Origin of the sequence: Micromonospora narathiwatensis (assembly GCF_900089605.1) — a bacterium.
GTDB classification, from domain to species: Bacteria; Actinomycetota; Actinomycetes; order Mycobacteriales; family Micromonosporaceae; genus Micromonospora; species Micromonospora narathiwatensis.
Window position 1 is genome coordinate 3,485,141 of the sequence record NZ_LT594324.1, and the last position, 17,500, is coordinate 3,502,640.

The 17,500-nt window shown below is 72.9% G+C and carries 15 protein-coding genes; 5 read left to right on the plus strand and 10 right to left on the minus strand.

The window, feature by feature from the left end:
- The first annotated feature begins 10 nt into the window (after nt 1-10).
- The 4 genes from GA0070621_RS14730 to pgl all read left to right on the plus strand — a co-directional run bounded on the left by GA0070621_RS14730 (nt 11) and on the right by pgl (nt 5,160).
- On the plus strand, nt 11-1,645 hold the full coding sequence (locus GA0070621_RS14730) for a glucose-6-phosphate isomerase (RefSeq protein WP_091202439.1): 1,635 nt from the start codon (nt 11-13) through the stop codon (nt 1,643-1,645).
- Nucleotides 1,646-1,742: 97 nt separating this feature from the next.
- The gene (gene zwf / locus GA0070621_RS14735) at nt 1,743-3,257 is read left to right on the plus strand and encodes a glucose-6-phosphate dehydrogenase (RefSeq protein ID WP_091195840.1); all 1,515 of its coding nucleotides are present in this window, start codon (nt 1,743-1,745) and stop codon (nt 3,255-3,257) included.
- A gap of 22 nt (nt 3,258-3,279) precedes the next feature.
- A complete protein-coding gene (locus tag GA0070621_RS14740; RefSeq protein WP_091195843.1) occupies nt 3,280-4,296 on the plus strand; it encodes a glucose-6-phosphate dehydrogenase assembly protein OpcA in 1,017 nt (338 codons plus the stop codon).
- 93 nt (nt 4,297-4,389) lie between these two features.
- Nucleotides 4,390-5,160: a 6-phosphogluconolactonase gene (pgl, locus tag GA0070621_RS14745; RefSeq protein WP_091195845.1), complete on the plus strand. Its 771-nt coding sequence runs from the start codon at nt 4,390-4,392 to the stop codon at nt 5,158-5,160.
- 9 nt (nt 5,161-5,169) lie between these two features.
- Here the strand turns inward: pgl and GA0070621_RS14750 are convergent, their stop codons facing one another.
- From GA0070621_RS14750 to rapZ, 8 genes are all read right to left on the minus strand, one after another.
- Entirely contained in the window at nt 5,170-5,514 is a 345-nt protein-coding gene (locus tag GA0070621_RS14750) for an RNA polymerase-binding protein RbpA (RefSeq protein WP_091195848.1), read from the minus strand.
- 135 nt (nt 5,515-5,649) lie between these two features.
- Nucleotides 5,650-5,910 carry a preprotein translocase subunit SecG gene (gene secG / locus GA0070621_RS14755; protein ID WP_073837985.1) on the minus strand — a complete coding sequence of 87 codons (261 nt, stop codon included), beginning with the start codon at nt 5,908-5,910 and terminating at the stop codon, nt 5,650-5,652.
- A gap of 94 nt (nt 5,911-6,004) precedes the next feature.
- Nucleotides 6,005-6,796, minus strand: coding sequence for a triose-phosphate isomerase (gene tpiA / locus GA0070621_RS14760; protein ID WP_091195852.1), 792 nt, complete (start codon nt 6,794-6,796; stop codon nt 6,005-6,007).
- A complete protein-coding gene (locus GA0070621_RS14765) occupies nt 6,797-7,996 on the minus strand; it encodes a phosphoglycerate kinase (RefSeq protein ID WP_091195854.1) in 1,200 nt (399 codons plus the stop codon).
- The gene (gene gap, locus GA0070621_RS14770; protein WP_091195857.1) at nt 7,993-8,997 is read right to left on the minus strand and encodes a type I glyceraldehyde-3-phosphate dehydrogenase; all 1,005 of its coding nucleotides are present in this window, start codon (nt 8,995-8,997) and stop codon (nt 7,993-7,995) included. The genes GA0070621_RS14765 and gap overlap by 4 nt, the downstream gene beginning before the upstream one ends.
- 265 nt (nt 8,998-9,262) lie before the next feature.
- Nucleotides 9,263-10,243 carry a DNA-binding protein WhiA gene (gene whiA / locus GA0070621_RS14775; RefSeq protein WP_091195860.1) on the minus strand — a complete coding sequence of 327 codons (981 nt, stop codon included), beginning with the start codon at nt 10,241-10,243 and terminating at the stop codon, nt 9,263-9,265.
- Between the two features lie 54 nt (nt 10,244-10,297).
- Complete coding sequence (locus GA0070621_RS14780) at nt 10,298-11,284, minus strand: gluconeogenesis factor YvcK family protein (RefSeq protein ID WP_091195864.1); 987 nt, start codon at nt 11,282-11,284, stop codon at nt 10,298-10,300.
- Nucleotides 11,281-12,189 (minus strand): RNase adapter RapZ, encoded by a 909-nt coding sequence (gene rapZ / locus GA0070621_RS14785; protein ID WP_197674050.1) that lies wholly within the window; start codon nt 12,187-12,189, stop codon nt 11,281-11,283. The genes GA0070621_RS14780 and rapZ overlap by 4 nt, the downstream gene beginning before the upstream one ends.
- A gap of 274 nt (nt 12,190-12,463) precedes the next feature.
- On the opposite strand from rapZ, the gene recQ reads away from it, so the two are divergent.
- A complete protein-coding gene (gene recQ, locus GA0070621_RS14790; RefSeq protein ID WP_091195867.1) occupies nt 12,464-14,305 on the plus strand; it encodes a DNA helicase RecQ in 1,842 nt (613 codons plus the stop codon).
- Nucleotides 14,306-14,372: 67 nt separating this feature from the next.
- Here recQ and GA0070621_RS14795 read toward each other — a convergent pair whose 3' ends face one another.
- Nucleotides 14,373-14,990, minus strand: coding sequence for a C39 family peptidase (locus GA0070621_RS14795; RefSeq protein ID WP_091195870.1), 618 nt, complete (start codon nt 14,988-14,990; stop codon nt 14,373-14,375).
- Nucleotides 14,991-15,474: 484 nt separating this feature from the next.
- Entirely contained in the window at nt 15,475-17,415 is a 1,941-nt protein-coding gene (gene uvrC / locus GA0070621_RS14800; RefSeq protein ID WP_091195873.1) for an excinuclease ABC subunit UvrC, read from the minus strand.
- Nucleotides 17,416-17,500 lie beyond the last annotated feature (85 nt).

The window sequence follows — 17,500 nt, forward strand, 5'->3', positions numbered from 1 at the left end:
CGTCACCGACCTGCTGGCCGGCCCGGCGGACGCCGCCGCCGGGCTGGCCGTACGCGGCGCGGACGCGCTCGGCCGGGCCGCGCCGGTCCGCGACGCCCTGACCGCCCGGGACGTCCCCGCCCGGCTCGCCGCGAAGGACCCCACCCTCTGGGGGCCCGGGGCCGAGACCGGGGCGAAGGTACGCCTCGGCTGGGTGGACACCCACCGGCGCAGCCGGGAGCTGCTCCCCCAGCTCGCCGAGCTGACCGAGGAACTGGCCGACCTGGACCACGTGGTGCTCGCCGGGATGGGCGGCTCGTCGCTCGCCCCGGAGGTGATCGCCCGGGCCCTCGGCCGGCCGCTGACCGTGCTGGACACCACCGATCCCGGGCAGGTCCGGGCGGCGCTCGCCGACCGGCTGGAGCGGACCGTGGTGGTGCTCGCCAGCAAGTCCGGCTCGACGGTGGAGACGGACAGCCACCGGCGGGCGTACTGGCACGCGTTCCTCGACGCCGGGATGACCGAGGCGGAGGCCGCCCGGCACTTCGTGGTGGTCACCGACCCGGGTTCGCCGCTGGAGGCGGTCGCCGCCGAGATGGGCGTGGTCACCATCGTCGCCGACCCGGACGTGGGCGGCCGATACTCGGCGCTCACCGCGTTCGGCCTGGTCCCCACGGCGCTGGCCGGGGTCGCCGTGGCCGACCTGCTGGACGACGCCGACGCGCTGGCCGTATCGCTGGGCCGCGACCAGGACAACCCGGCCCTGGCGCTCGGGGTCGCGCTCGGCGCGGCGGCCACCACCGGCCGGGACACGGTCGCCCTGGTGGCCGACGGCACCGGCGCCGAGACGCTGGGCGACTGGGCCGAGCAGTTGCTGGCCGAGTCGACCGGCAAGGCCGGCCTGGGGATCCTGCCCGTCGTGGTCGAGTCGCCGGACGCACCCGGCGCCACCGGCCCGGGCGTCCTCACCGTGAGCCACGGCGGGGCCCTCGCCCCGGGCGTGGCGCCGCTCGACGCCGGCGTCGCCGACGTGGCGGTCAACGGTCCCCTCGGCGCCCAGTTCCTGGCCTGGGAGTACGCCACCGCGATCGCCGCGGCGGTGCTGGGCGTCGACCCGTTCGACCAGCCGGACGTCGCCGAGAGCAAGGAACACACCGCCCGTATCCTCGCCACCGGCCCGACGGCGGAGACACCGTCGTTCTCCGAGGGCGCCGTCGAGGTGTACGCCCCGGCCGGCGCCCCCGGCGACCTGGCCGGCGTGCTGCGCTGGCTGCTCGACGGGCTCACCGACGACGGCTACCTGGCGGTGACCGCGTACCTCGACCGACACGCCGACGCGGCGGTGGCCGGGCTGCGCCCGCCGCTGGCCGGGGCGACCGGGCGACCGGTCACCTTCGGCTGGGGGCCCCGGTCGCTGCACTCGACCGGCCAGTACCACAAGGGCGGCCCGCCGGTCGGCCACCACCTCCAGGTGACCGGCGCGGTCACCGACGATCTGCCGGTGCCCGGCCGCCCGTACACCTTCGGGGAACTTCAGGCGGCGCAGGCGGCCGGCGACCGGCAGGCGCTGGCCGACCGGGGGCGGCCGGTGCTACGCCTGCACCTGACCGAGCGGGCGGCGGGCGTCGCCCAGCTGCTGGATGCTGCCGGACGGACACGGACGTGACGATGATTGACGTGACATCAGCGGAGCGAGGAGGCAGCGTGAGCGCGAGGAGTGAGCCGGTCTTGCGAGCCCCGCAGCCACGAACTGAGGTGGCCCGGTGAACCCGCTGCGCGACCCTCAGGACCGACGGCTGCCGCGGATCCCGGAGCCGTGCGCTCTGGTGATCTTCGGGGTGACCGGTGACCTGGCCCGCAAGAAGCTCCTACCGGCGGTCTACGACCTGGCGAACCGGGGGCTGCTGCCGCCCGGTTTCGTGGTCCTTGGCTTCGCCCGGCGGGACTGGGGCGACGGCGACTTCGAGTCGCTGGCGTACGAGGCGGCGAAGAAGCACGCCCGCACCCCGTGGCGGGAGGAGGTCTGGGCGCGGCTGGCCGGCCACATCAAGTTCGTCGGCGGCTCGTTCGACGACGACGCCGCGTTCGACCAGCTCGCCACCACCCTCGACGAGCTGCGCGACACCCAGGGCATCCCCGGCAACGCCGCCTTCTACTTCTCCATCCCCCCGGCGGCCTTTCCCGTGGTGCTCAAGCAGCTCGCCCGCACCGGCATGGCCGACAACGCCAAGTCCGGCGGCTGGCGCCGGGTGGTGGTGGAGAAGCCGTTCGGCAACGACCTGCCCTCCGCCAAGTCGCTCAACGACCTGGTCGACGACGTCTTCACCCGCAAGGACGTCTTCCGCATCGACCACTACCTGGGCAAGGAGACCGTCCAGAACATCCTCGCCCTGCGGTTCGCCAACAACCTGTTCGAGCCGCTGTGGAACTCCAAGTACGTCGACTCGGTGCAGATCACCATGGCCGAGGACGTCGGCATCGGCACCCGCGCCGGGTTCTACGACTCGGCCGGCGCCGCCCGGGACGTGCTCCAGAACCACCTGCTGCAACTGCTCGCCCTGGTGGCGATGGAGGAGCCGACCAGCTTCGACGCCGACGAGATCCGCACCGAGAAGCTGAAGGTGCTCAAGGCCATCACGGTGCCCGGCGACATCTCCCGGGACACCGTCCGGGGCCAGTACCTGCCCGGCTGGGTCGGCGGCGAGCGGGCCGTCGGCTACCTGGAGGAGAAGGACATCCCGGAGGACTCCACCACCGAGACGTACGTCGCCGTCAAGCTCGGCATCCAGAACCGGCGCTGGGCGGGGGTGCCGTTCTACATCCGGGCCGGCAAGCGGCTCCCCCGGCGGGTCACCGAGGTGGCGATCATCTTCAAGACCGCACCGCACCTGCCGTTCGACCCGGCGGACGTGGAGTCGCTCGGCAACAACCAGCTCGTCATCCGGGTCCAGCCCGACGAGGGCGTGGTGCTGAAGTTCGGCTCGAAGGTGCCGGGCACCGCCATGGAGGTCCGCGACATCGCCATGGACTTCCAGTACGGCGAGGCGTTCACCGAGTCCAGCCCCGAGGCGTACGAGCGGCTGGTGCTGGACGTGCTGATCGGCGACCGGACGCTGTTCCCGGACGCCGCCGAGGTGGAGCAGAGCTGGCAGGTGGTGGACCCGCTGGAGCACGCCTGGACGGGCCACAAACCGGAGCAGTACCGGGCCGGCGAGTGGGGCCCCCGGGCCGCCGACGAGATGCTGGCCCGCGACGGCCGGTCCTGGCGGCGGGCATGACCGAGCAGACCTGGAGGATCCGTTGATCGGGCTGTGGGACACCACCGGCAACGAGGTGGTCAAGGCGCTCGCCGCCGAACGGCGCAGCGCGGGCGGGGTGGCCAGCGGCATGGCGCTCACCCTGATCGTCGTGGTGGACGAGAAGCGGGTACGGGAGGCGGAGGCGGCGGCGACCATAGCCGCCGCGGCCCACCCGTGCCGGCTGCTCGTGGTGGTCCGCTCCGACGTCGAGCGGGACCGCAACCGCCTGGACGCGGAGATCGTCGTCGGCGGCCGGCTCGGCCCGTGCGAGGCGGTGGTGACCCGGATGTACGGCCGCCTCGCGCTGCACGCCGAGTCGGTGGTGATGCCGCTGCTGGTGCCGGACGTGCCGGTGGTGACGTGGTGGCACGGCGAGCCGCCGGAGGAGATCGCGACCGACTTCCTCGGCGTGGTGGCGGACCGGCGGATCACCGACTCGGCGCAGGCCGCCGACCCGGTCGCCGCGCTGCGGCAGCGGGCCGTGGACTACGCCCCGGGCGACACCGACCTGGCCTGGACCCGGATCACCCCGTGGCGCACCCTGGTCGCCGGGGCGTTCGACACCGCCCAGTACGGGATCACCGAGGCGACGGTGGTGGCGCCGCGCAGGGATCCGACGGCGGCGCTGATGCGCGGCTGGCTCGCCGCCCGGCTGCACATCGACCCGGTCTGGGAGCCCACCGACGAGTTCCCCCGGATGCGCGAGGTGGGGCTGCGCTGCGCCAACGGCGACGAGCTGGTGCTGACCCGGGAGGACAGCATGGCGACCTTCCGGCGTACCGGCCAGGAGGACCGGGCCCTGCCGCTGGTCCGCCGCCCGCTCGGCGACGAGCTGGCCGAGGAACTGCGCCGCCTCGACGCCGACCAGGTCTACGCGGAGGCGCTCGGCGCGGCCGCCGGCATCTCCGGGCTGGAGCAGCGCCCCGGCAAGCGGGTGCACGTGTGGAAGGATCCGGCGACCGCCCAACGGGCCGAGGCCGGGGTCACCGCGCACGCCGACGCGACCGCCAACGGGTGAGCCAGCCCGCCGTCACGGCGAAAGCACGGACCGCACGGCGGTCGGACAGTCAGGTGACCGCCGTGGGGCGGTCGGAACACGAAGGCACGATCGATGAGTGAGGCGAGTGTCGCCGTACATGCGGACCCCGACCTGCTGGCGCAGGCGGTGGCGGCCCGGTTGGTGGTGAAGCTGCTCGACGCGCAGGCGGATCGGGGCCAGGCGTCGGTGGTGTTGACCGGCGGGCGGATCGCCGCTGCCGTGTACCGGGCCGTGGCGAAGCTGCCGGCCCGGGACGCGGTCGACTGGTCCCGGGTCGACCTCTGGTGGGGCGACGAGCGGTTCCTGCCGGCCGGCGACCCGGAACGCAACGAGACGCAGGCCCGCGCGGCGCTGCTGGCCGCCCTGCCGATTGACCCGGCACGGGTGCACCCGATGCCGGCCTCCGACGGACCGGCCGGCAACGACCCGGAGGCCGCCGCCGCCGGGTACGCCGAGGAACTCGCCCGGGCGGCCCGGCCGGGCAACGCCGCGCTGCCCCACTTCGACGTGCTGATGCTCGGCGTCGGCGAGGACGGGCACGTGGCGTCGGTCTTCCCGGAGCACCCGGTGCACCACGACAACCGGCCGGTCAGCGCCGTACGCGGCAGCCCGAAGCCGCCGCCGGTGCGGACCACGCTGACCCTGCCGACGATCAACACCGCCGAGGAGGTCTGGCTCGTGGCCGCCGGCGCGGACAAGGCCCGGGCGGTGGGGATGGCCCTCGCCGGGGCCGGGCCGGTGCAACTGCCGGCGGCCGGGGTGCACGGGGTGTCCCGTACCCTCTGGCTGCTCGACCGGGCGGCGGCGGCCGGCGTGCCGCCGCGCTTCCGCAGCCTCCGCTGACCGCGCGGCTCAGGCCCGCCCGCGACGGCGGGCCAGCGCGGCCAGGGCCTCGGCGAGGAGCGCCTCCCCCTGCTCCGGGGTACGCCGCTCCTGCACGTACGCCAGGTGGGTCTTGTAGGGCTCCGCGCGCCGGTCGCCCGGCGGGTTCCCCCGGTCCGGCCCGGCCGGCTGGCCGCAGCGCGGGCACTCCCACGTCGGCGGTGTCTCCGCCTCGGCGGCGATGAGGAACTGGACGCGGTGGGCGTTACGGCACCAGTAGGTGACCGGGCGACGCGGCGCCGGCGCGGTGAGCCGGTCGAAGCGCTCGGGGGCGGACCCGATCCGGGTGCCGCGGATGACGTTGCCACTCGGCACGGCTGCTCGCTCCTGTCGTCGGAGGGGACCGCCGCGCGCGGGGACGGGCGGCGGGCGACGCGGTGCAGCGCAAAAAACAATCTGCGCGCGGTCCGTGACGGACCGCGCGCAGATTGTACGACTCGACGGGCTGTCTCAGGCGCCGCTGCTGAGCTGCAGGCGAAGCCAGAGCCCGATCCCGACGATGCACGCGAACCAGATGATCCCGACCAGAACGGTGTAGCGGTCGAGGTTCTTCTCGGCGACCGAGGAGCCGGCGAGGCTGGAGCTGACCCCACCGCCGAACATGCTCGACAGGCCGCCACCCTTGCCGCGGTGGAGCAGGATCAGCAGGGTGAGCAGGACGCTCGTGATGACCAGCAACACGATCATCGTGTAGGCGAACCAGATCGGCATGGCGGGGGTCAGTCCTCTCGTTGCGATCACTGCCCGTCCTGTCGGGCACGGTGGCACCGACCGGTGGACGGGCAGCGTCAAGGATAGCGAGCGATCAGCGAGCGATGTGCTCCGGGAACCGGCAGATCTGCGCGAACTCCTCGGCGTCCAGGCTGGCGCCACCGATCAGCGCCCCGTCCACGTCCGGCTGGGCCATGATCGCGGCGATGTTCGACGCCTTGACCGACCCGCCGTAGAGGATCCGGACCTGCTGTGCGGTGTTCTCGTCGAAGGTCTCGCCGAGCCGCTTGCGCACCTCGCCGCAGACCTCCTGGGCGTCCTCCGGCGTGGCCGTCTTGCCGGTGCCGATCGCCCAGACCGGCTCGTACGCCACGACGACCTTGGTGACCTGCTCCGCGGTGAGCCCCCGGAGGGCACCGTCGAGCTGGTCGCAGCAGTGCGGCACGTGCCGGAGCTGCTCCCGGACCGCCAGCCCCTCACCGATGCAGAGGATCGGGGTGAGCCCGTTGGACAGGGCGGCGTTCACCTTGTCGTTGACCAGCGCGTCGTCCTCGTTGTGGTACTGCCGCCGCTCGGAGTGGCCGACCACCACGTAGGTGCAGCCCAGCTTGGCGAGCATCGGCCCGGAGATCTCCCCGGTGTACGCGCCCGACTGGTACGGCGACAGGTCCTGCGCGCCGTAGCCGATCAGCAGCTTGTCGCCGTCCACCGCGGTCTGCACGGTCCGCAGGTCGGTGAAGGGCGGCAGGACCACCGTCTCGACGTCGGTGAGCTGCTTCTCGGTGAGGCTCGCGGCCAGCTTCTGCACCAGCAGGTTGGCCTCGAGGTGGTTGAGGTTCATCTTCCAGTTGCCGGCCATCAACGGCCGGCGGGGGGTGCTCGCCATTCAGCTCTCCAGGGCCGCGATGCCGGGGAGGGTCTTGCCCTCCAGGTACTCCAGGGAGGCGCCGCCGCCGGTGGAGATGTGGCTGAACGACGACTCGTCCAACCCCAGCGCCCGGACCGCCGCCGCCGAATCACCGCCGCCGACCACACTGAACGCGTCGGCCTTGGTGATCGCCTCCGCGACACCCCGGGTGCCGTTGGCGAACGGGGCCATCTCGAACACGCCCATCGGGCCGTTCCAGAAGACGGTCTTCGCCTGGGACAGCGCGGCCGCGAAGCCGGCCACCGTCTCCGGACCGATGTCCAGGCCCAGCCGGTGGCTCGGGATGCCGTCGGCGGGCACGGTGTCGTGCGCGGCGTCCGGGGCGAAGGCGTCCGCGGCCACCACGTCGACCGGGAGCATGATCTTGCCCGGCGCGCGTTCCATCAGGTTGCGGCAGGTCTCGACCATCTCCTCCTCGAGCAGTGAGGAGCCCACCTCGTGGCCCTGCGCCTTGAGGAAGGTGAAGCACATCCCGCCGCCGATGAGCAGCCGGTCGACCGTCGGCAGCAGCGCCTCGATCACCGCGAGCTTGTCGGAGACCTTGGAACCGCCCAGCACCACCACGTACGGCCGCTCCGGGTCGGCGGTCAGCTTGCTGAGCACCTCCACCTCGCGCAGCACCAGCCGGCCGGCGACGTGCGGCAGCCGGGCCGGCACGTCGTACACGCTGGCGTGCTTGCGGTGCACGGCGCCGAAGGCGTCGTCGACGTACGCCTCGCCGAAGGCGGCGAGCTGGTCGGCGAAGGCGCCCCGCTCGGCGTCGTCCTTGCTGGTCTCGCCCTTGTTGAAGCGCAGGTTCTCCAGCAGCGCGACCTGACCGTCGGCCAGCCCGTCCACGCAGGCGCGGGCGGAGTCGCCGACGGTGTCCTCGGCGAAGTGGACCGGAGCCCCGAGCAGCTCGCCGAGCCGCCCGGCGACCGGGCGCAGGCTGAACTGCGGATCCGGCGCGCCCTTCGGGCGGCCCAGGTGCGAGCAGACGACCACCTTGGCGCCGGCCTGGACCAGCGCGCTCAGGGTCGGCAGGACGGCCCGGATCCGACCGTCGTCGGTGATCTCACCGGTCTGCTTGTCGAGCGGGACGTTCAGGTCGGCGCGCACCAGCACGCGCCGACCCGAGACCCCCTCGGCGAGCAGATCGTCGAGGTTCCGGATGCTCACAGCGAGCTACCCACCAGCTTGACCAGGTCGACCAGGCGGTTCGAGTAGCCCCACTCGTTGTCGTACCAGCCGACGACCTTGACCTGGTTGCCGATCACCTTGGTCAGCGGCGCGTCGAAGATGCACGACGCCGGGTCGGTGACGATGTCGGCGGAGACGATCGGGTCCTCGTTGTAGACCAGGATGCCCTTGAGCGGGCCGTTCGCGGCGGCCTTCAGCGCGGCGTTGACCTCGTCCACGGTGGTCTCCCGGCCGACCGTGACGGTCAGGTCGGTGGTGGAGCCGGTCGGGATCGGCACCCGCAGCGCGTAGCCGTCCAGCTTGCCCTTCAGGTCGGGCAGGACCAGGCCGATCGCCTTCGCGGCGCCGGTCGAGGTCGGCACGATGTTGAGCGCGGCGGCCCGGGCCCGGCGCAGGTCCTTGTGCGGCGCGTCCTGCAGGTTCTGGTCCTGGGTGTACGCGTGGATGGTGGTCATCAGACCCTGCTGGATGCCGAACGTGTCGTGCAGCACCTTCGCCATCGGGGCGAGGCAGTTGGTGGTGCAGGAGGCGTTCGAGATGATGTTGTGCTTGGCCGGGTCGTACTGGTCCTGGTTGACACCCATGACGACGGTGACGTCCTCGTTCTTCGCCGGAGCGGAGATGATGACCTTCTTGGCCCCGCCGTCGAGGTGCGCCTTCGCCTTGGTGGCGTCGGTGAAGAAACCGGTGGACTCGATGACGACGTCGACGCCGGCCTCGCCCCACGGCAGCTGGGCCGGGTCCTTCTCGGCGTACGCCTTGATGGTGTGGCCGCCCACGCTGATCTCGTCGTCGGTGGCCTTCACCTCGTGCGGGAGGCGACCCAGGATGCTGTCGTACTTGACAAGGTGGGCGAGCGTCGCGTTGTCGGTCAGGTCGTTGACCGCCACGACCTCGATGTCAGCGCCGGACGCCAGCACTGCCCGGAAGAAGTTGCGGCCGATCCGGCCGAAGCCGTTGATGCCAACCCGGATGGTCACAGGTCCCATCTCCTCGCGTTCTGGTCCGCCGGCGTCAGACCTGGGCCGGCGGAGGTGTGTGCGCCGACCGTTGGAGCCGGCCGTTGACGGTTCATCTCGGCCACCCCGCCGCGGTCCTCAGGACCTGACCGCCCGAGGCGGTGATTACGGCGAGGAGTGCCTTGTGCCGGCCCCCTTGCCGTACGCAGCGACCTTATCCGAGCGCGCGACGTCGCGCTGCGGCGGGTGGTGGTCCCGCCGGGCGGAACGACGCCCCACCGTCCTATCAGACCACGAGCATGTCGGGCGTGACGGCTGCTTCCGTATCCGGGATGCCCAGGTCCCGCGCCCGCTTGTCGGCCAGCGCGAGCAGCCGGCGGATGCGGCCCGCGATGGCGTCCTTGGTCAGCGGCGGCTCGGCGAGCGCCCCCAGTTCCTCCAGCGAGGCCTGCCGGTGCTCCAGGCGCAGCCGCCCGGCCGAGGTGAGGTGGTCGGGCGCGTCCTCGGCGAGGATCTCCAGCGCCCGGGTGACCCGGGCGGCGGCGGCCACCGCGGCCCGGGCCGAACGGCGCAGGTTGGCGTCGTCGAAGTTGGCCAGCCGGTTGGCGGTGGCCCGCACCTCGCGGCGCACCCGCCGCTCCTCCCAGGCCAGCACGCTGGAGTGGGCCCCGATGCGGGTGAGCAGGGCGGCGATCGCGTCGCCGTCCTTGACCACCACCCGGTCCACGCCCCGCACCTCGCGGTTCTTGGCGGTGATCCCGATCCGCCGGGCCGCGCCGACCAGGGCGAGCGCCGACTCCGGCCCCGGGCAGGTGATCTCCAGCGCGCTGGAGCGGCCCGGCTCGGTCAGCGAGCCGTGCGCCATGAACGCCCCCCGCCAGGCGGAGACCGCGCAGCAGACGTTGGCGGCGACCACGTGCGGCGGCAGCCCGCGCACCGGGCGGCCGCGCACATCCAGCAGGCCGGTCTGCCGCGCCAGCGCCTCGCCGTCCTTCACCACCCGTACGATGAAGTGGCTGCCCTTGCGCAGCCCGCCGGAGGCGAGCACGTGGATCTCGCTCGGATAGCCGTAGACCTCGGCGATCTCCCGACGGAGCCGCCGGGCGACCGCGCCGGTGTCCAGCTCCGCCTCGACCACCACACGACCCGACACGATGTGCAGGCCGCCCGCGAAGCGCAGCAGGGCGGCCATCTCCGCCCGCCGACAGCAGGGCTTGGGCACGTCGACCCGACTCAGCTCGTCCTTGACCGCAGCCGTCATCGCCATAGTGCGCCCCCTCACGGACCGGTTCCGGCGTGTCGCCGGTGATTACGTACGTGTCTAACGATCGGCGCCCAGGACAGGCACCAGCGCGGCGCCCAGGGCGGCCGGATCATGGCGGGGCGTGCCGTCGCGGACGGCGATGGGGGCGAGGACCAGCCGGGCACCCAGCGATTCTGCCGCACCTTCGACCGCCACGGGGTCACCCACCGCCTTGGAGTCGGCCAACACCATGTCCACCTTCAGCTCGGGCAGATAGCGCCGCAGGGTGTCCAGATGGTCGGCCGGGGAGAGCCCCAGGGTCTCCTTCTCCGCCACCAGGTTGAGCGTCACCAGCCGCCGCGCCGGGCTGGAGATGATCGCGTCGGCCAGCCCCGGCACCAGCAGGTGCGGCAGCACGCTGGTGTACCAGCTGCCCGGCCCGAAGATCAACCAGTCGGCCTCGCGTACCGCGGCCACCGCCTCGGCGCAGGCGGCCGGCGCGGCGGGGGTGAGCCGCAGCGCCTCGACCCGGCCGGTGGTGACCGCCACCTGGTGCTGGCCACGCACCGCGCGTACCTCGTCGGGGTGGTCCGGGTCGGCACCGCGCACCCGGGCCTCGATGTCGACCGGCTGCCGCGACATCGGCAGCACCCGGCCGACCGCGCCGAGCATCGCGCCGGCGTGGTCGAGCGCGGCCACCGGGTCGCCGAACAGCTCCATCAGCCCGTGCAGCAGCAGGTTGCCGACCGCGTGCCCGGCGAGCGCGTCGGCCGCTCCCCCGCCGGCGCCGACCCGGCCCGCCGCGGCGAACCGGTGCTGGAACAGGCCGGCGGTGCGCCGGGTGGCCGGGTGGTCGCCGGCCAGCGCGACCAGCGCCTGCCGGAGATCACCCGGGGGCAGCCCGCCGCGCTCGGCCCGCAACCGGCCGCTGGAGCCGCCGTCGTCGCCCACCGTGACCACCGCGGTGATGTCCAGGTCCAGCTCGGGTACGCAGTGCCGCAGCGCCCGCAGGGACGCCGAGAGCCCGTGCCCGCCGCCGAAGGCGACCACCCTGGCCGGGCTCATTCCCGCCCCAGGTCCCGGTGCTGGGCGTTCGCGGCAATGCCGGACTGGCGCAGCCGGGCGGCCAGTTCCTCGGCGATCGCGACGCTGCGGTGCTTGCCGCCGGTGCAGCCGACGGCGACGGTCAGGTAGCGCTTGCCCTCCCGCTCGAAGCCGCCGGTCGTGGCGTTGACCAGGTCGGCGTACCCGGCCACGAATGCCTCGGCGCCCTCCTGGCCCAGCACGTACGCGCTGACCGCCTCCTCGCGCCCGGTGTGCTCGCGCAGCTCCGGCACCCAGTACGGGTTGGGCAGGAACCGGGCGTCCATCACGAAGTCGGCGTCCGGGGGGAGGCCGTACTTGAAGCCGAACGACAGCACGGTGATCCGCAGCCGGCGGGAGTCCTCCCCGCCGAACAGTTCCTCGACCCGGCGCCGCAACTGGTTGACGTTGAGGTGGCTGGTGTCGATGATCACGTCGGCCTGGTCCCGGGCCTCCTCCAGCAGGGCGCGCTCGACGGCGATCCCGTCGGCCAGCCGCCCGTCGCCCTGCAACGGGTGGGAGCGCCGGACGCTCTCGAACCGGCGGATCAGCACCTCGTCGTCGGCGTCGACGAAGACCACCCGGGGCTGGAAGCCACGCTCGCGCAGCTCCCGGATCGCCCCGGCCAGGTCGGTGGAGAAGGCGCGCGAGCGCACGTCCAGCACCATCGCCGTACGCCGGGCCGCGCCGCCGGCCTTGAAGGCCAGCTCGGCCATGTCGAGCATGAGGGCCTGGGGCAGGTTGTCGACCACGTAGAAGCCGACGTTCTCCAGCGCCCGGGCCACGGTGCTCCGGCCGCCGCCGGAGAGGCCGGTGACCACCACCAGGGTGGTGTCCGCCTCGGCCGGCGCCGGCCCGCCCAGGGCTGTCTCCGTACCGGTCGGCACCAGGTCTCCCGCCGTGCGCGCCTCGCTCACCCGTTACACCCCCAAGCCGTGGCGCCGCGGCCGGTCGGCCGCGCGTGGTCAGTCAGCGACTCTAACGGCTGCGCCCCCGTACGGGATTCCACGGGGTGACGACCGGAACAGCAACTTGTCCGATTTGCCGGTGACTGCCCCCGGCCTGTCGTACTGCCGACAGCCCGGCCGGGTCGCCCGCCCAACCTTCGGCACGCGCCCGCCGCGCCCGGGCCTTGTCGGCGGGCGCTCGTAGACTGCGCGGATGGTCTCCCCCACCGATCAGCGGACCGAGGACGCCCTGCGGGTGCTGCGCCGGGTGTTCGGCTACGACGCCTTCCGGGGCTTCCAGCAGGAGGTCGTCGAGCACGTGGTGGCCGGCGGCGACGCGCTGGTGCTGATGCCGACCGGGGGCGGCAAGTCGCTCTGCTACCAGATCCCCGCGCTGGTCCGCGACGGCGTCGCGGTGGTGGTCTCCCCGCTGATCGCGCTCATGCAGGACCAGGTCGACGCGCTCACCGCGGTCGGCGTCCGCGCCGGGTTCCTCAACTCGACCCAGGATCTCACCGAACGGCGGCGGGTGGAGACGGCCTTCCTCGCCGGGGAGCTGGACCTGCTCTACCTCGCCCCGGAGGCGCTCGCCGTCCGCTCCACCGTCGCCCTGCTCGAACGCGGGCGGATCGCGCTGTTCGCCATCGACGAGGCGCACTGCGTCTCCCAGTGGGGGCACGACTTCCGCCCCGACTACCTCAACCTCTCGATGCTGCACGAGCGGTGGCCGGGGGTGCCGCGGATCGCGCTGACCGCCACCGCCACCGGGGCCACCCGCACCGAGATCGCCACCCGGCTCCAGCTCACCGAGGCCCGCCACTTCGTGGCCAGCTTCGACCGGCCCAACATCCAGTACCGGATCGTGCCGAAGCGGGAGCCGCGCAAGCAGCTGCTGAGCCTGCTGCGCGACGAGCACCCCGGCGACGCCGGGATCGTCTACTGCCTGTCCCGCGCCTCGGTGGAGAAGACCGCCGACTTCCTGGTGGCCAACGGCGTGCCGGCGCTGCCGTACCACGCCGGGCTGGACGCGGCCACCCGGGCGGCCAACCAACAGCGCTTCCTGCGCGAGGACGGCCTGGTCATGGTCGCCACCATCGCGTTCGGCATGGGCATCGACAAGCCCGACGTGCGCTTCGTCGCCCATCTCGACCTGCCGAAATCGGTGGAGGGCTACTACCAGGAGACCGGCCGGGCCGGGCGGGACGGGCTGCCGTCGACCGCGTGGCTGGCGTACGGCCTCCAGGACGTGGTCCAGCAGCGCAAGATGATCGAGACCTCGGAGGGCGACCTGGCGCACCGGCGCAACCTGGCCGCCCACCTCGACGCGATGCTGGCCCTCTGCGAGACGGTGCGCTGCCGCCGGGCGCAGCTCCTCGAATACTTCGGCGAGACCGGCACGGCCGGCTGCGGCAACTGCGACACCTGCCTGGAGCCGCCCGAGTCCTGGGACGGCACGGTCGCCGCGCAGAAGCTGCTCTCCACCGTCTACCGGCTGGACCGCGAGCGCAACCAGCGGTTCGGCGCCGGGCACAGCATCGACATCCTGCTCGGCAAGCGCACCGACAAGATCGACCAGCACGGCCACGACTCGCTGTCCACGTTCGGCATCGGCAGCGAGCTGCGCGAGGCGGAGTGGCGGGGCGTGGTGCGGCAACTGCTCGCCGAGGGCCTGCTGGCGGTCGAGGGCGACTACGGCACCCTGGCGCTGACCGAGGCGAGCGCCGAGGTGCTGGGCCGCCGGCGTGCGGTCACCATGCGGCGGGAGCCGGAGAAGCCGGTGTCGACCCGGTCGGCGAAGCCCCGGGGCGCGGCCACCGCCGTCGCCGAACTCGCCCCCGACGCGGCGCCGGTCTTCGAGCGGCTGCGGGCCTGGCGGGCGGCCAGCGCCAAGGAGCAGGGCGTGCCGGCGTACGTCATCTTCCACGACGCGACCCTGCGGCAGATCGCCACCGAGGCTCCGGCCTCGCTGGCCGAGCTGTCCCGGGTCAGCGGCGTCGGCGAGAACAAGCTCGCCAAGTACGGCGAGCAGATCCTCGCCGTACTCGCGGAGGGGTGAGCACGCCACCGAGACGCCGAAGGGCCCGACCCCCGTTCGGGGTCGGGCCCTTCGTCACTGCCTCGGGTCAGGAGCTGTAGCCGCGGCTGGCGATCCAGTGCGCCAGGGCGTCCACGTCCATCTGGTACGAGGCCATGTTCGGGTTGGCCGAGTCGGCGATCGTCACGGTCTTCCCACCGTCGCGGTAGCCCACCACGCTGATGTAGTGGCCGCCCTCGAAGGAGTGGGTGTTGCCGTCGGTGTCGGTCGCGGTGCCCGCGATGTTGGCCACCACGGCGCGGCCGTCGTCCACGGCCTTCACGACGTCGGCGCGCAGCTGCTCGACGTGCTTGACGTCGACCTTGTCGACCGGCATCTCGGTGCTGTGGTAGGCGTTGCGACCGGTCTCCTTGTTCAGCACCGGTGTGATGTCGTTGATGCTGTTGGTGCCGTTCTCGGTGGTGCCCATCTCCTTGGCCATGGCGTCGACGTTGATGTCCTTGCCCTGGACGGAGAGGGCGTTGCGGGTGGCGGCGGGGCCGCAGTAGTAGAAGTTGGGCTGCGCCTCGTAGCGGACGTTGAGCTCACGCTGGGCCGGCTTGCTGTCGGCGGCGTGGGCGGCGACGGCGGGGCCGGCGATGCCACCGGCGGTGGCGGCGACGCCAGCAGCGGTCAGGACGGTCTTGCGCAGGATGTCGGTACGCATGATGAAGCCTTCCTGTTCGGGGGATACGCGGCAGCCCGCAAAGGGGGGTGCGGTGGATGCCGCGAAGGGGGGAAGTCTTGGCAGGGACCGGGCGGCCAGTGGGCCTGCTCGGCGGTCCCGGGGATGTAACGACCGGGGCTGGCCGGTCATTCCGCCGCGGCCGGGGCCCCATCGTGCTGGCGGGCCGGAGATCCGGCGCGGTCAGCCATGTTCAACGCCCCCGGCCCGGCCGTCATTCCGCCGAGCACCCCCGGCCACCTGGCCATTACCCGCACAACCGGATGCCCGGGCACATTTTGCCCAAACGCCGAACCGGGCAAGACGACCGATGGGCCCTTCAGCCCACCACCGACCCTGAGCGGGCGCCGCCGTTGGGCGAGCCAGGTCGCCGATACGGCGGTAAACCTGTCGGCCGAACCCGCCACCTCGCCGACCTGGCTGGCCCAACCTGGCCAACCTCGCCACATCAGCGCCGCTGGGGCCGTCAGGGGGTGGGGGTCGGCTTGGCGTCCCCGTCGAGGGCGGCCAGGATCGCCTCGGCGGTCCGGCGGCCGACACCGGGAACCTCGGTGATCTCCTCGACGGTGGCGACGGAGAGCCGCTTGAGCGAGCCGAAGTGCCGTAACAGGGCCTTACGGCGCACCTCGCCCAGCCCGGGGATGTTGTCCAGCGCCGACTCCGTCATCCGCTTCGAGCGCCGCTGCCGGTGGAAGGTGATGGCAAACCGGTGCGCCTCGTCGCGTACCCGTTGCAGCAGGTAGAGCGCCTCCGAGGTGCGCGGCAGGATGATCGGGAACTCGTCGTCGGGCAGCCAGACCTCCTCCAGCCGCTTCGCCAGTCCGCAGAGCGCCACGTCGTCGATGCCCAGCTCGGCGAGGGCCTGCGCGGCCACCGCCACCTGCGGCGCGCCACCGTCGACCACGACCAGCTGCGGCGGGTACGCGAACTTGCGTGGCCGCCCGGTGGTGGGGTCGATGCCGGGCCGGTCCGGGTCGCCGGCGGTCTCCTCGCCGATCTCCCCGGTCTCGGCGCGGGCGTCGAGGTAGCGGGCGAAGCGCCGGCGCAGCACCTCCGACATGGCGGAGAGGTCGTCGGTGGCGCCCCGGACGATGAACCGGCGGTACTCGCTCTTGCGGGGCAGCCCGTCCTCGAAGACGACCATGCTGGCGACGACGTCGGTGCCCTGGATCTGGGAGACGTCGAAACACTCGATGCGCAGCGGCGAGGTACGCATGCCGAGCGCGTCGGCGATCTCGTCGAGGGCCTTGCTGCGGGTGGTCAGGTCGCCGGCCCGCTTGAGCTTGTGCCGGGCGAGCGCGTCGTTCGCGTTGCGTTCCACCGTCTCCAGCAGCGACCGCTTGTCGCCGCGCTGCGGGACGCGCAGCGACACCCGACTCCCCCGACGGGCGGTGAGCCAGTCGGCGAGCGCGTCGACGTCGCCGGGCAACTCGGGCACGAGCAACTCGCGGGGCACGTCGGCCTCGCCCTGCTCGCCGCCGTAGACCTGGGTGCAGAAATGGTGGACCAGGTCGCCGGTGGTCAACTCCTCGGTCTTCTCCACCACCCAGCCGCGCTGGCCCCGTACCCGCCCGTCGCGGACGTGGAAGACCTGGACCGCGGCTTCGAGCGGATCCTCGGCGAAGGCCACCACGTCGGCGTCGGTGCCGTCGCCGAGCACCACCGTCTGCTTCTCCATGGCCCGGCGCAGCGCGGCGACGTCGTCCCGCAGCCGGGCGGCCCGCTCGAACTCCAGCCCCTCGCTGGCCTCCTGCATCTCCCGTTCGAGCCTGCGGACCATGGTGTCGGTGCGGCCGGCCATGAAGTCGCAGAACCCGTCGACGATCTCCCGGTGCCGCTCGGCGGTCACGCTCCCGACGCACGGCGCGGAGCACTTGCCGATGTAGCCCAGCAGGCAGGGACGGCCGACCTGGCCGGCCCGTTTGAACACGCCGGAGGAGCAGGTCCGCGCCGGGAAGACGCGCAACAGCAGGTCCAGCGTCTCGCGGATCGCCCAGGCGTGCGAGTACGGCCCGAAGTAGCGCACCCCCTTGCGCTTGGCGCCGCGCATCACCTGCAACCGCGGGAACTCCTCGTCGAGGGTCACCGCCAGGTACGGGTACGACTTGTCGTCGCGGTAGCGGACGTTGAACCTCGGGTCGTACTGCTTGATCCAGGTGTATTCCTGCTGGAGCGCCTCCACCTCGGTGGCCACGGTGATCCAGTCCACCGACTCGGCGGTGAAGACCATCTGCCGGGTGCGCTGGTGCAGGTTGACCGGGTCGGCGAAGTAGGAGTTGAGTCGGCTGCGCAGGCTCCGCGCCTTGCCGACGTAGATCACCCGGCCGGTGCCGTCGCGGAAGCGGTAGACCCCCGGCGACTCCGGGATGGTGCCAGGTGCGGGTCGGTAGGTCGAGGGGTCAGCCACGTCGCAAGCCTAGTCCGCACCACCGACACCCCACCGCCGCCGCGCGCCCGCCCGGCAGCGGACAGGCGGGGCAGGGACGCCGCAG

Bases quoted from the DNA above. Each gene is read 5' to 3' on its own strand.
- recQ (WP_091195867.1), top strand. From the start codon at position 12,464: ATGGTCTCCCCCACCGATCAGCGGACCGAGGACGCCCTGCGGGTGCTG.
- secG (WP_073837985.1), bottom strand. From the start codon at position 5,910: ATGCCGATCTGGTTCGCCTACACGATGATCGTGTTGCTGGTCATCACG.
- GA0070621_RS14780 (WP_091195864.1), bottom strand. From the start codon at position 11,284: ATGAGCCCGGCCAGGGTGGTCGCCTTCGGCGGCGGGCACGGGCTCTCG.
- pgl (WP_091195845.1), top strand. From the start codon at position 4,390: ATGAGTGAGGCGAGTGTCGCCGTACATGCGGACCCCGACCTGCTGGCG.
- tpiA (WP_091195852.1), bottom strand. From the start codon at position 6,796: ATGGCGAGCACCCCCCGCCGGCCGTTGATGGCCGGCAACTGGAAGATG.
- GA0070621_RS14795 (WP_091195870.1), bottom strand. From the start codon at position 14,990: ATGCGTACCGACATCCTGCGCAAGACCGTCCTGACCGCTGCTGGCGTC.
- whiA (WP_091195860.1), bottom strand. From the start codon at position 10,243: ATGGCGATGACGGCTGCGGTCAAGGACGAGCTGAGTCGGGTCGACGTG.